Below are 13,247 nucleotides of genomic sequence, written 5' to 3' on the forward strand. Positions count from 1 at the left end.
TTTAGTTCATTACCCGCCGGACTGAATAGATGTCTCTGATCTGCTTAATCCGCTCGACCACTTTATGCAGATGGTTGATGTTTTGAATAAAAATCGCCATATGAATCGTAGCGACTTTATTGCGGTCGGATTTGCCGGAGACAGAGGAGATGTTGGTTTTCGTCTCATTTACGGCTTGGAGCACCTCATTTAAAAGCCCGAGACGGTCATACCCCAAAATCTCAATCTCAACGTTATATTCTTTGCGTCTTTGAACCTGTGATTCATGCTCCCATTCAACGGGGATCAGACGTTCCTGCGCTTCATTCGTTTTGACGTTGGGACAGTCATCCCGGTGAACGGATACACCGCGGCCTTTTGTAATAAAACCGACAATATGGTCGCCCGGCACCGGGTTGCAGCATTTCGACAAGCGGACGAGAAGGTTGTCAATGCCTTTTACGCGCACACCCGCTTCCCGTTTTCTCCCTTGCGGATAATGTTTCGGCTCGGAAGTGACTTCCTGAACGATTTTTTCCTGCTCTTCCTGGTCACGCAGCTTCCGTTCTTTTTCGGTGAGCCTGTTGGCCACCTGAAGAGCGGTAATGCCGTTATACCCGACCGCCGCGTACATATCCTCTTCATTTGAGAAATTGAACTTGTCGGCAACTTTTTGAAGATTTTCGAGTGTTAAAACATCTTTCACTTCAAAATCAAGATTTTTAATTTCTTTCTCGACAAGCTCACGGCCTTTTTCGACGTTTTCTTCACGGCGCTGTTTCTTAAAGAATTGGCGGATTTTGTGTTTCGCCTGGGACGTCTGCGCCAGTTTGACCCAGTCTTGGCTCGGGCCGTATGAATGCTTGGACGTCAGAATCTCGACGATGTCGCCCGTCCGGAGCTTATGGTCAAGCGTCACCATTTTTCCGTTCACTTTCGCCCCGATTGTTTTGTTGCCGATCTCCGAGTGTATCCTGTAGGAAAAATCAATCGGCACAGAGCCTGACGGCAGTTCAATGACATCGCCTTTTGGCGTAAATACGTATACCATGTCAGAAAACAGATCGATTTTCAGCGATTCCATAAATTCTTCCGCATCGGTAGACTCGTTTTGGAATTCCAGAATTTCACGGAACCAGGACAGTTTTTTCTCAAATGTCGCTTCTTCGTTTGCAGCCTTGCCTTCTTTATATGCCCAGTGTGCGGCCACCCCGTATTCAGCGATCTCATGCATCTCAAACGTTCTGATCTGCACTTCCAGCGGATCGCCTTTAGGCCCGATTACGGTCGTATGCAGCGACTGATACATATTCGGCTTAGGCATCGCAATATAATCTTTGAATCTGCCCGGCATCGGCTTCCAGCACGTATGAATAATGCCGAGTACGGCGTAGCAGTCTTTAATGCTTCCGACAAGAATACGGACGGCGAGCAGATCATATATTTCATTGAACTGTTTATTTTGCAGCGCCATCTTGCGGTAAATGCTGTAGATGTGCTTCGGACGTCCTGAAAAGTCCGCTTTGATATTCACTTCTTCGACCCGTTTTTTCACTTCATTGACAACCTCTTCGACATAAAGTTCGCGTTCCGCGCGCTTTTTCTTCATGAGGTTGACGATTCTGTAATATTGCTGAGGATTCAAATAACGAAGAGCGGTGTCTTCAAGCTCCCATTTGATTTTAGAAATCCCGAGCCGATGGGCCAGCGGAGCGAAAATTTCCAGCGTTTCATTTGAAATTCTCCGCTGCTTTTCCTGCGGAAGATGCTTTAACGTCCGCATATTGTGAAGGCGATCCGCCAGCTTGATCAATATGACTCTGATATCCTGAGCCATAGCGACAAACATTTTTCGATGGTTTTCCGCCTGCTGCTCCTCTTGAGATTTATACTTAATTTTACCGAGCTTCGTCACGCCGTCGACAAGCATCGCCACTTCTTCAGAAAATGCTTCCTTCAGGTCGTCGAGGGTGACATCCGTGTCCTCTACCACGTCATGCAGAAATCCGCCCGCAATTGTGGAAGGGTCCATTTCCAGATCGACGAGAATCCCCGCCACCTGAATCGGATGAATGATGTACGGCTCACCTGATTTGCGGTACTGTTCGCGATGCGCGTTTTGCGCATACAGGTAAGCTTTCTCAACAAACGCAATCTGCTCCTCCGGCAGATAAGTGCGCGCTTTATCTATTACTTGCTCGGCAGTCAATACTTGTTCGTTCGCCATGGAATCACCTTTTTTAAATGTAAACTGTATTAGTTTATTATCAAGAAAAAAACGAGAGATGTAAAGGGCAGAAGTTCAAAACACCTAAAGAATCTGTCAGGATGATGAAATAATAGGAAAAAAGCACCCTGACACGAGTGCTTTTTTCCATATGCGGTTAATATTTCATTAATGTTAAAATATCGTAATCGTCAAGCTTGTCTCTGCCGTCAAGGTAAGAAAGCTCGATTAAGAACGCAATACCGGCTACGACGCCGCCCAGTTCTTCGACTAGCTTAATCGTTGCTTCGATCGTACCGCCTGTTGCAAGCAAGTCATCAGTAATCAGCACGCGCTGTCCCGGCAGAATCGCATCTTTATGAATTGTCAGTACGTCTTTTCCGTACTCCAAACCGTAATCGACTTTAATGACCTCACGTGGAAGTTTTCCTTCTTTCCGAACCGGCGCAAAGCCGACTCCGAGAGCGTATGCAACCGGACAGCCGATAATAAAGCCGCGCGCTTCAGGCCCGACAACTAAATCAATTTCTTTTTCTTTTGCATATTCAACAATTTGGTCAGTGGCGTAACGGTATACGTCGCCTTTGTCCATCAATGTCGTAATATCTTTAAATTGTACGCCTTCTTTCGGGTAATCGGGCACAATTGTTACGTATTTTTTAAGATCCATCTGTTCTATGTCCTCCTCGTACTTTCATAAGCTTCTGAACCTTGGTTCATCAGCTTATTCAGCCATTCCTTCAGCTCATGGGCTGCGGAATAATTGAGCTTCTGGTCTAATTCCATCAGCTGCTGTTTTACCTGATAGGTTTGCGAATCTGCCAAGTCGCGTTTTTTCGCGCCGCTCACGACAGACAGCACACCATCTTCTATTTTAACAAAACCGAGATCAAAAAACACCTTTGTCATGAAATTGATTGTGTCAATTGACCATCCTCTGTGTCTCGCAAGCTCTGAACCATGCTTGCCGAAGTCAAAAGCGCCCCTTTTTAAGAGAAATGCGTAAAACCACTTGAAATCATTCCGCGATGGAAATGAGGACAGGAAATGTTCTTCATGATTGATAAAAACAAAATAAATCCGTTCCGGCTTCTTTCCGTCAAGCAAATGCTGCAGGCGATCCGCTGACGGCGGCACATCCAGAAAAACGGCATATTTTCCGTCAAGCTGGAGAGCTTCCGCCTCGGATTCCGAAGTGATCCCGGCCAGCTCGCCCGACAGCTCTTTTTCACGAAGCTTCTGAGCGGTTTTTTCGTTAAAGCTGATGAGCACCCGTTTTTCCTTCGGCAGCGCGGTGACCGTGTCTTCCCACGTCCGCTTGCCCCTGATATCAAAAAGCTGCCATTCCGGCACCGCAGCATCTTTAATCATCAGCTGTGGTTTCTTTCTGTTGTTCCATTCATTAATGGACATCTCGCCGACAATGGAAATCGTTGATCCGGGGACAACTCCGGCTTCAAGCTCTCCTTTGTTAAAGCCGACGCAGTCAAGGACGGCGGAATCACTTTTCACCGTCATTTTCACGTGATTTTTATTCGCTCCGATCAGGCGCACATCATCAAGCACGGCATTTTTCACCATCACATGCGGTTTAGGGTTAAGCATGCCGAACGGCGACAGCATATTCAATTCTGTAATGCTTTCAACGGTTATGTCTTCAACGCCGCAGACAAGATCAACCTCCTGAACGGGAATAAAATCCTCTTCCGTAAGGGTTTCTTCAGCCATTTGATTCAGCCTGTCCCTTAATTCCGCCACATCTTCAGCCTTCAACGTCATTCCTGCCGCCATCGGATGCCCGCCGAAATGAGGAAGAATGTCTCTGCACTGTGAAAGGCTCGTAAAAAGGTTGAAGCCTCTGATGCTTCGCGCCGACCCTTTAGCGATGCCCTGCTCCTCATCTATCCCAAGCACAACAGCGGGCCGGTAAAAACGTTCAGCCAGCTTCGATGCGACAATACCGACGACTCCCGGATTCCAGCCGGCTTTTGCCACTACAATGGCAGACGGGTTTCCGCCTTGCTGCTGAACCATTTCAACAGCCTCTTCGGTCATGGTTTTCACCATTTTCTGCCGCTCTTTATTCAGCAGGTCAATATCCGAAGCCAGTTCCTCCGCTTCAAACTGATCTTCGGTCATCAGCAGATGCACGGCGGGATCGGCCTGTTCTATTCTTCCGACGGCATTGAGCCTCGGCGCGACCTGAAATCCGATCGTTTCCTCATCAGCTTGTCCGATATCTCCGCCGGAAAGCTTAATCAGAGCTTTGAGGCCCGGCCGATTTGTCGTTCGAAGCCTTTCGATCCCAAGTGACGCAATTAATCTGTTTTCATCATGAAGAGGCACCAGATCTGCAACCGTACCGATTGCCGCCAAGTCCAGCATAGCTTCCGGCAAAGAACCCGTAAGCGCATGGGCAAGCTTAAACGCCACACCGACGCCGGCCAATTCTTTAAACGGATAGCCGCAGCCCGGCTGCTTCGGGTGGATGATCGCAAATACGTCAGGAAGCTCGGGTCCCGGCTCATGGTGGTCGGTAATAATGACGTCTAAGCCCAGCTCTTTTGCGACTTCAGCTTCATGGACGGCGGCGATTCCCGTATCCACTGTAATGATCAGCGAAAATCCCCGCTCTTTTATGGAACGGAAAGCTTGTTCATTCGGGCCGTAGCCTTCTGTGAAACGGTCGGGAATATAAAAGTCAACGTCCGCCGACAGCTGTCTGAGTGCCGTCAGCATCACTGACGTGCTTGTAACGCCGTCTGCATCGTAATCTCCGTAAATCATAATCGGTTCCCCTTGAGAAACCGCCAGTTTTATCCGATCAACTGCTTCCCGCATTCCCTTTAATTCATACGGGTCATAAAAGTCTGCATCCTTTGTATGTAAAAACAGCCTTGCGCTTTCGGCAGTATCAAAACCTCTTTTTACAAGCAGTGATGCCACAAGAGGTGTTATGTCCAATTGTTCTGTGAGTGATTTGACTTTTTCCTGATCCGGCTGCTGGATTTCCCAGCGCATTTTTGACGCTAACATAAATTCACCCCTCAACCACCCTATTATACTAGAGCGGACTGAGGGGTTTCAAATGTTATTCTGATCCTTTTTTCTCTTCAAGCATTTCTTCCGGCGGCGCGGCTGTTTTTTGGCCGTCCGAATCAGCCGTCAATTCACCTGCGGATCTGTTTTCTTTCCGCAGCATTTTAATTTCGCGCTTCAGCTTCATCACTTGAAATATGCCGGCCGAAAACACGATCAGCGCTCCCATTAACACAGAACCTAAAATGACTAAAATCAGCGGCCATTCAGCGGTTCCGAACAGATAATCAACCTCAACCGCCCGCACGTTAATGACAGCAAAAATGGCGACAATCAGAGTAAATAGTAATGCGAATATAATAGTCCATTGTTTATTCATGCGTCTGCCCCCAATCGTTCACTCTTATCTTTTCCCCCATTTTCCCGGGAGTAAACCCCGGTCTCAGGAAATCCGGGCCGTTAACTGCTCGCGGACCAGCTTTTTCAGTCCGCTTCTTTCTCCCGATATGACGAGGGTGTCCCCTTCTTCAATTACGGTATCAATGCCGGGGCTCAGCTGTTTTTGCCGATTTTTCTTTACGATCGCAATAATCTGGACGTTGTAATGTTTCTTGATCTCCAAATCTCCGATTGTACGGCTGACAGCCGGTGCATGAGATTCGGCTTTAAACCACTCAATGACGAGGCCATCAAGCGCGACTTCCACAGATTCCAGCGCTTTCGGCTTATACGTCATCCCGCCTAAAATAGCGGAAATCTGCCTCGCCTCTTCGTCGTTAAATTCAACGCATGCCAAGCATTCGTCATGATCATTCTCATCGAAGTAATAGAGCTCTTTTCTGCCGTCATCATGAAGAATAATACTGATTTTATCGTGATTTTTCGTAATGACTTCTACTTTCTGGCCGATGCCCGGAAGCTCCGACTCACGAACGTTCATAAGAACCCTCCTACATGTTTTTACAATGATGATTGATTATGTAAGCGTATGTCATTATAGCAAATGCAGGTTTTAAGTTCAATGCGGCCTGAAAAAACAGGCTGCCTTCTGCAAGACAGCCTGTTCCCATTTTACTCTTCGATTGATTTTTTCCCTTTAAATTCTTTTCCTTTCCATACAAGCCACAGCTGCGCGGCGATGTAAAGAGAGGAATAAACACCCGTCAATAAACCGACCAATAAAGCGACGGAGAAGTTTGTAATTGACGATGAGCCCAAAATGAGCAGCACGACGACAACAATCACAACGGTCAAGACCGTATTGATCGAACGTGTAAAGGTTTGCTGCAAGCTCAGATTCACGATATGTTCCAGATCGGCAAATGACTTCGGCTTACGTTTTTTCATCTGCTCACGTATCCGGTCAAATGTAACGATCGTATCATTTATCGAGTAACCGATTATGGTGAGTACAGCGGCGATAAAGGTGACATCGACCTCCAGCCTGGTAATGCTGAAAAACGCGACGATAAAGAAAGCGTCATACAGCAGGGATACAATTGCGGCGATTGCCATTCTGTACTCGAAACGGATTGACACGTAAATAATGATGCCGATTGATGCAATGGCGACAGCATATAAAGCATTACGGGCCAGTTCTTTTCCGACTGTCGGCGATACCGTGCTGACGTTCGGTTCAGATCCGTATTTGTCCTTAAAGTACGTTTTGATTTCAGCGATTTTTTCTTTAGACGGCTCTCCGACAAACCGGGCCGCGGCAACATGGTTCTCTTTACCAGAAAGCACGATGTTTTCCGGCTCCATGCCGAGAGAATCAAAATCTTTTTCAACCTGCTGCGCCGTCAAAGAATGATTGCTCTGCACGTCAATCCGCGCGCCGCTTGCAAAATCGATTCCCAGGTTGAGCTTAAAGACCAGTAAGATGATAATTCCCGCAATGGTTACAGCGCTTGAGAAAATAAAGAAATATTTTCGCTTGCTCGTGAAATCCCATTTTTGGAATGCCGTATGCGGTTCAGTATTTTCATCCGTTTTTTGAATGTCCATAATATGTTTTTTCTTGACGCCGAACCAGCTTTTTTTCCGGTCAAGCCATCTGCTTTCCACAAGAAGGGAGAGCAGGAATCTTGAAAGGAAGACAGCTGTAATAAAGCTTGTCAGAATTGACAGAATCAGCATCGTCGCAAACCCTTTTACAGAGCTTGTCCCGAAAATAAAGAGCACGACCGCTGCGATGATCGTCGTGATGTTCGCATCGAAAATCGTCGCGAATGACCGTCTGTTCCCTGAACGGAAAGCTGAGCGGACGGATTTGCCGAGTTTCAGTTCTTCTTTTATCCGTTCATAGGTGATGATGTTGGCGTCAACCGCCATCCCGACACCCAAAATGAGCGCCGCAATACCCGGAAGCGTCAGCACCGCCTGCATCCAGTCAAACACTTGAAGCGTAATATACACGTATACAGAAAGCGTAATTACCGCTATGAGTCCAGGCAGTCTGTAATAAAGCAGCATAAATAAGAAAACAATTGCAATACCGATGATGCCGGCCTCTACCGTATCATGCAAAGCCTGCTGTCCGAATTGCGCCCCTACGGAAGTAGAGTATTTTTCGGTCAGTTTCACAGGCAGCGCGCCCGCGTTTAAAATATTGGCCAAGTCCTTCGCTTTTTGAACGGTGAACTGGCCTTCAATCGTGACATCCTTTGTATTTAGTTCCTGGCTCACATTCGGAGCGGATACATATTTCGGATGTTTTTTGCCGACTTCTTTTTTAAATGAATCGCCTTTTTGGTAATCAAGCCAGATCACAAGCTGATTATTAGGCGCCATTTTCTTGACTTTTTTCGTCACTTCTCCGAACTTATCCGCATCCTTCAGCTTAACGCTGACAATCGGTTCGTTCGTCGTCGGATCAAAGGTTTGCTTCGCGCCGTTTTCCACGAGATCAGAGCCGTTTAACAGCTCTTTATCATTCGTATCCCTGAACGAGAGCTGCGCTTCCGTTGACAGAATTTCGCGCGCCCTGTTCTGATTCGTGACGCCCGCCAGCTGTACGCGGATGCGGTTATTTCCTTCAATCTGAATGTTCGGCTCGCTTACGCCGAGAACGTTAGCCCGGCGGTTCAGCGCCTGCACCGTGCTGACGAGCACGTCTTTTGTGATTTTATCGCCTTTTTTGACGGGCTGCACATCGTACAGAACTTCAAACCCGCCGCGTAAATCCAATCCTAACGTAATATTATTGGCAGCCGGTTTTGTAAAATACCCCAGCCCTGTGCCGATCAATAATACGATCAGGAAAAACGCAATCAAGCGTCCTTTTTTCATTATGTATTTCCTCCTTAAACCTATGCCGTCAAATCATTATCTCAGCAGTTCATCTAAAGCTTCCTGACCCTCATCGCTTTCCAGCCAATTAGACGACTTAAAAGCTTCAACGGTTGCATAGTTCATAAAATCGCCAATTTTAACTGATAAAATATTACCGGCCAATTCATGCAGCGGCAGTTCCTTTTTCTGTTTCCACTTTTTATGTATTAAGTATGACCATAAACTCTCGTGCTCAACATCATCGTATCCGAGGATTTTGAACTCTTCAAGTTTACTGTACAAAAAAGGCCGCAAATGATCTTTGTATATTTCGGCGGGATGTTTCTCCACTGGGCGCTCGCTCCTTTTTCCATTTTTCTCGAAGACTTGTCATGCTCGGACGACATCGGCGCATATCTTTATTGTATATGATTCCAGGTAGTTTGAGAAGGCAGGGGTTTATAAAATGGCAAAACAGACTTTTTTAAGAGGCACTCTTATTCTCATCGCAGCCGGGATGATTACGAGAATGCTCGGCTTTGTCAACCGGGTGGTTATCGCCCGGTTTATCGGTGAAGAAGGGGTCGGTTTATACATGATGGCTGCCCCGACATTTTTTTTGGCCACCACTTTGACTCAATTCGGCCTCCCCGTTGCCATCAGCAAACTTGTCGCTGAAGCAAGCGCGCGGGGGGACCGGCAGAAAATGAAACACATTTTAGTGATGTCGCTTACCGTCACCGGGATATTAAGTCTCATCTTCACGCCGCTGTTTTTATGCTTTGCGCCGATTATGTCCGAAACGATGCTGACGGATCAGCGCACGGTTTACCCGCTTCTGGCGATTACGCCCGTCGTGCCGATTATCGCAATCTCCAGCGTGCTGCGCGGTTACTTTCAGGGCAGGCAGAATATGAACCCGCTGGCGTTTTCCCAAGTGCTTGAGCAGATCGTGCGGATTTCACTTGTCGCAGTCTGCACGACGGTGTTTCTGCCGTACGGGATTGAATATGCCGCAGCCGGAGCTATGATTTCGTCTGTCATCGGGGAGCTTGCCTCTCTTATTTATTTATTCATTTGTTTTAAAGCAAATAAAACAATCAGAATCAGAAAACAATTTTTCAAGTCGATTGCAAATGGAAAAGAAACCTTCCGCCAGCTGATGAGCGTGTCGCTCCCGACAACCGGAAGCCGCTTCATCGGAAATTTATCTTGGTTTTTTGAACCTATTGTCGTCGCACAGAGCCTTGCGATTGCAGGAGTGGCCACCGCTGCCGCCACCAGCCAGTACGGGGAGCTGACCGGATTTGCCATGACGGTTTTGACGCTGCCCAGCTTTATAACCTATTCTCTGTCTACGGCGCTTGTTCCTGCGATCAGTGAAGGAATGGAGCAAAAAAAGCTGCAAGTTGTCGAATACCGTCTGGAACAGGCGATGAGGCTGTGTCTTTTAAGCGGAGGCATTTCGGTGGTTATTTTATTCTCTTTCGCTGATGAACTGATGTCCGTCATGTACGGATCAACTAATGCGGCGGTATTTGTTAAAGTGATGGCGCCGTTTTTTCTGCTTTACTATTTTCAGGGGCCCCTTCAGGCGGTGCTGCAGGCTCTCAATTTAGCCGGGGCCGCCATGATGAACAGTTTTATCGGCGCCGCTGTCAAAACTGGCCTGATTTTTGTTTTGGCGACCAGGCCTTCATTGGGCATCATGGGCGCCGCACTTGCGATTGTAACGGGGATGGTCCTTGTCACCCTGCTGCATGCGGCCACCGTAAGCAAGGTGCTTCCGATCAGCATTAAAATAAAAGAATACGCGCTCTGTTTTGCCGTTATATTCATTTGCGGTTATGTCAGCCGCATCATCAAGCACGCCGTTCATTTTTCAGGGTCAGAGGCTGTTAATCTCACAGGCTGGATTGCAATGACCGCGGTTTTGTACATTGCGCTTCTTCTGTTATTCAGGCTGATAAAAAGGGAAGAGCTGATCCGGATTCCGGTCATCGGCAAGCTCGTGACGCGGTAAAACCGATTTATGGCTCCCCTTTTTCATCTTTAAGATCAATAAAAAAAGCGCCGTCCGTAAACGTGCAGAATGATATAACCGAAAGATCGCGATATCCTCTTTTTGCTAAATTTTTTTCGAGCCAGTGTTTATCTTTCCCGATTCTGTCCAGATGCTCGTTCTGAATGACCCCGTCAACGATAAGGGATGTTTCCATCTGCTTATCCTTATTGTTTTTCTTTTTGACGATCGACAGTTTGCCTGAAGACTCCAAAATGGCGTATGACACGTCAGAGATTCTATCGATGTTATTCTCCCTCAGCTGCATAAGAAGATCGTCAAAATTGTAGCGCTGCGATCTCATCGCCCGTTCATCAATTTTTCCCTGTTTTATAATAATGGTGGGTTTTCCGTCAAGCAGCTGCCGTATTTTTTGGCTTTTGAGCGAAATAAAAGCAAGGCTTACTTGAATAATCATTAAAACGACAATCGGCACAATTGTATGCAAAAGCTTATCTTTTACATTTTCAATTGCCAATACGGCAATCTCGGCAATCATAATGGAGACGACAAGGTCTAAAATGCTCAGTTCTCCGATTTCCCGTTTTCCCATCAGTCTGAAAATCACAAGAATGATAAAATAAAGCACAATCGTACGAAACGTAATAATGAAAATATCTTCCATATCGCACCTCCAACGGTCATAGCATTTGCCACCGGCTCTGAATTATGTAAGAAAAGGGCTGAACATCATGCATTTACGTCTAATTCGAACATTCAGAGAATACATTTAGAAAAAGACGGGCTCCGGCTTGTCATATATCAGGCCGCAGGGGCGGAGAGGAGATAAAAATGGAAGAAACGAAACAAGTGGGAAGAGGCGTCTTGTATGGCTTAGTGGCTATCTTTGCGGTGATGCTTCTTACGAGTTTGGCGATTTCGCTTTTACTGACGGTTACCTCAATGGAAGAGTCATCTTTCAGCTGGCTGATCACCGCGCTTTCCTTTCTTTCTTTATTTGCGGGCGGTTTTATATCGGGCGGCAAAGCGAAGGAAAAAGGCTGGATGATCGGAGCGTTAACCGCCGTCTGTTTTTCATTAATCATCTTGCTGTTTCAATATTTAGGGTTCGGAAAAACGTTTACATCCGGTCAGCTTTTGTTTCATCTCGGCTTTTTGGGAGTCAGCATGCTGGGCGGCATTTTCGGAGTGAATTTGAAAGGAAGCAGATCAGCGTAATAAAAAAAGAGCGGATTCTCCGCTCTTTTTTTGTATGTATGAGCTTCGCTGTTATTCAGCGGAAGCTTCTCTGATTGCGCGGCGGTCAAATGTTAAACGGGTGTTATCACCTGTTTTAATGACGACCTTGCTTTCATCAATTGAATCAACAGTGCCGTGCAATCCTCCGATTGTCACCACTGTATCCCCTTTTTTCAGCTCTTCCTGCATCTGGCGTACGGCCTTCTGCTGCTTTTGCTGCGGACGGATGAGCAGGAAATAAAGCACTGCAAACATTAAAATAATAGGAACGATTGTGCCTAAAGTACCCATCTGTTTCCCTCCTTTCAAGAATGGTTTTATTTAGAAGCTTTTCGCATTTGGCTTATTATAGCCGTAACGCTCAAAGAACTCTTCTCGGAAATCACCAAGACGATCCTCCCGGATGGCTTGTCTGACCTGCTCCATTAAGTGTAACAGAAAATGAAGGTTATGGTAAGTTGTTAATCGAATTCCAAACGTTTCATTACAGCGGATCAAATGTCTGATGTAAGCGCGGGAGTAATTTTGGCATGTATGGCAGCTGCACTCTTCGTCAATCGGACGGAAATCACGCTCATATTTGGCGTTTTTCATATTCAGACGCCCTTCATTCGTAAACACCGTGCCGTTTCGGGCAATCCGGGTCGGCAGTACGCAGTCAAACATATCCACGCCGCGGATGGCGCCGTCAATTAAGGCATCCGGTGAACCCACACCCATTAAATATCTCGGCTTGTCCTTCGGTAAAAGCGGAGTTGTAAACTCAAGCACTCGGTTCATGACGTGCTTCGGCTCGCCGACAGATAATCCGCCTATGGCGTAACCCGGAAAATCAAGCGAAACCAAGTCTTTTGCACTTTGTGTCCGCAGATCTTCGTATTCTCCGCCCTGTACGATTCCGAACAGCCCCTGCTCATCTGAGCGCCCGTGCGCCTCCAGGCAGCGTTCCGCCCAGCGGCTGGTCCGTTCCACAGAGCGTTTCATGTAATCATACTCTGCCGGATACGGCGGACACTCATCAAACGCCATCATGATATCAGAGCCGAGGGCGTTTTGAATTTCCATCGCTTTTTCCGGAGATAAAAACAGTTTGTCTCCGTTTAAGTGATTGCGGAAATGAACGCCTTCTTCTTCTATATTACGAAACTTGCTCAATGAAAAGACCTGAAAACCGCCGGAATCCGTTAAAATCGCGCGGTCCCAGTTCATAAACTTATGAAGCCCGCCCGCTTCTTTTACAATGTCGTGTCCCGGACGGAGCCATAAATGGTACGTATTGCTTAAAATAATGCCCGCATCCATAGATTTCAGCTCGTCCGGAGACATCGTCTTTACCGTAGCAAGCGTGCCGACCGGCATAAATACAGGCGTCTCAAAGGAGCCGTGGGGCGTATGAACTCTGCCCAGGCGCGCTCCCGTTTGTTTGCATTCCTTTATAAATTCATAACGTATCGGTTGTTCAGCCAC

General features: G+C 46.9%; 12 protein-coding genes. 2 read left to right on the forward strand and 10 right to left on the reverse strand.

Annotated elements, in window-relative coordinates:
• Position 1 precedes the first annotated feature (1 nt).
• The 7 genes from relA to U2H13_RS13110 all read right to left on the reverse strand — a co-directional run bounded on the left by relA (position 2) and on the right by U2H13_RS13110 (position 8,869).
• Positions 2 to 2,206, reverse strand: coding sequence for a GTP diphosphokinase (gene relA / locus U2H13_RS13080; RefSeq protein WP_003152716.1), 2,205 nt, complete (start codon positions 2,204 to 2,206; stop codon positions 2 to 4).
• A gap of 157 nt (positions 2,207 to 2,363) precedes the next feature.
• Entirely contained in the window at positions 2,364 to 2,876 is a 513-nt protein-coding gene (locus U2H13_RS13085; protein ID WP_003152714.1) for an adenine phosphoribosyltransferase, read from the reverse strand.
• A gap of 5 nt (positions 2,877 to 2,881) precedes the next feature.
• On the reverse strand, positions 2,882 to 5,242 hold the full coding sequence (gene recJ, locus U2H13_RS13090) for a single-stranded-DNA-specific exonuclease RecJ (protein ID WP_100261918.1): 2,361 nt from the start codon (positions 5,240 to 5,242) through the stop codon (positions 2,882 to 2,884).
• 55 nt (positions 5,243 to 5,297) lie between these two features.
• Complete coding sequence (locus tag U2H13_RS13095; protein ID WP_014418528.1) at positions 5,298 to 5,624, reverse strand: lipopolysaccharide assembly LapA domain-containing protein; 327 nt, start codon at positions 5,622 to 5,624, stop codon at positions 5,298 to 5,300.
• Positions 5,625 to 5,687: 63 nt separating this feature from the next.
• The gene (locus U2H13_RS13100) at positions 5,688 to 6,185 is read right to left on the reverse strand and encodes a cation:proton antiporter regulatory subunit (protein WP_014418529.1); all 498 of its coding nucleotides are present in this window, start codon (positions 6,183 to 6,185) and stop codon (positions 5,688 to 5,690) included.
• 131 nt (positions 6,186 to 6,316) lie between these two features.
• Positions 6,317 to 8,536 (reverse strand): protein translocase subunit SecDF, encoded by a 2,220-nt coding sequence (gene secDF / locus U2H13_RS13105; protein ID WP_021494384.1) that lies wholly within the window; start codon positions 8,534 to 8,536, stop codon positions 6,317 to 6,319.
• Positions 8,537 to 8,572: 36 nt separating this feature from the next.
• The gene (locus U2H13_RS13110) at positions 8,573 to 8,869 is read right to left on the reverse strand and encodes a post-transcriptional regulator (protein WP_021494385.1); all 297 of its coding nucleotides are present in this window, start codon (positions 8,867 to 8,869) and stop codon (positions 8,573 to 8,575) included.
• A gap of 115 nt (positions 8,870 to 8,984) precedes the next feature.
• Here U2H13_RS13110 and spoVB point away from each other — a divergent pair, with 115 nt between their 5' ends.
• Positions 8,985 to 10,541 (forward strand): stage V sporulation protein B, encoded by a 1,557-nt coding sequence (spoVB, locus tag U2H13_RS13115; protein WP_154817584.1) that lies wholly within the window; start codon positions 8,985 to 8,987, stop codon positions 10,539 to 10,541.
• A 7-nt stretch (positions 10,542 to 10,548) separates the two neighbouring features.
• Here the strand turns inward: spoVB and U2H13_RS13120 are convergent, their stop codons facing one another.
• A complete protein-coding gene (locus U2H13_RS13120) occupies positions 10,549 to 11,205 on the reverse strand; it encodes a DUF421 domain-containing protein (RefSeq protein ID WP_003152699.1) in 657 nt (218 codons plus the stop codon).
• A gap of 167 nt (positions 11,206 to 11,372) precedes the next feature.
• Here U2H13_RS13120 and U2H13_RS13125 point away from each other — a divergent pair, with 167 nt between their 5' ends.
• On the forward strand, positions 11,373 to 11,759 hold the full coding sequence (locus U2H13_RS13125) for a TIGR04086 family membrane protein (protein WP_003152697.1): 387 nt from the start codon (positions 11,373 to 11,375) through the stop codon (positions 11,757 to 11,759).
• A gap of 51 nt (positions 11,760 to 11,810) precedes the next feature.
• On the opposite strand, the gene yajC is transcribed toward U2H13_RS13125, so the two are convergent.
• A complete protein-coding gene (gene yajC, locus U2H13_RS13130) occupies positions 11,811 to 12,071 on the reverse strand; it encodes a preprotein translocase subunit YajC (RefSeq protein ID WP_007408187.1) in 261 nt (86 codons plus the stop codon).
• Between the two features lie 30 nt (positions 12,072 to 12,101).
• Positions 12,102 to 13,247, reverse strand: coding sequence for a tRNA guanosine(34) transglycosylase Tgt (gene tgt, locus U2H13_RS13135; RefSeq protein ID WP_014305500.1), 1,146 nt, complete (start codon positions 13,245 to 13,247; stop codon positions 12,102 to 12,104).

The sequence above is a fragment of the Bacillus sp. A1 genome (assembly GCF_042296235.1).
In the GTDB taxonomy this organism is placed as follows: domain Bacteria; phylum Bacillota; class Bacilli; order Bacillales; family Bacillaceae; genus Bacillus; species Bacillus velezensis.

What these genes read in the sequence shown, in the direction of transcription:
- secDF (WP_021494384.1), bottom strand. Translation starts at nt 8,536, where the DNA reads ATGAAAAAAGGACGCTTGATTGCGTTTTTCCTGATCGTATTATTGATC.
- relA (WP_003152716.1), bottom strand. Translation starts at nt 2,206, where the DNA reads ATGGCGAACGAACAAGTATTGACTGCCGAGCAAGTAATAGATAAAGCG.
- U2H13_RS13100 (WP_014418529.1), bottom strand. Translation starts at nt 6,185, where the DNA reads ATGAACGTTCGTGAGTCGGAGCTTCCGGGCATCGGCCAGAAAGTAGAA.
- spoVB (WP_154817584.1), top strand. Translation starts at nt 8,985, where the DNA reads ATGGCAAAACAGACTTTTTTAAGAGGCACTCTTATTCTCATCGCAGCC.
- U2H13_RS13120 (WP_003152699.1), bottom strand. Translation starts at nt 11,205, where the DNA reads ATGGAAGATATTTTCATTATTACGTTTCGTACGATTGTGCTTTATTTT.
- U2H13_RS13085 (WP_003152714.1), bottom strand. Translation starts at nt 2,876, where the DNA reads ATGGATCTTAAAAAATACGTAACAATTGTGCCCGATTACCCGAAAGAA.
- U2H13_RS13095 (WP_014418528.1), bottom strand. Translation starts at nt 5,624, where the DNA reads ATGAATAAACAATGGACTATTATATTCGCATTACTATTTACTCTGATT.
- recJ (WP_100261918.1), bottom strand. Translation starts at nt 5,242, where the DNA reads ATGTTAGCGTCAAAAATGCGCTGGGAAATCCAGCAGCCGGATCAGGAA.
- yajC (WP_007408187.1), bottom strand. Translation starts at nt 12,071, where the DNA reads ATGGGTACTTTAGGCACAATCGTTCCTATTATTTTAATGTTTGCAGTG.
- U2H13_RS13125 (WP_003152697.1), top strand. Translation starts at nt 11,373, where the DNA reads ATGGAAGAAACGAAACAAGTGGGAAGAGGCGTCTTGTATGGCTTAGTG.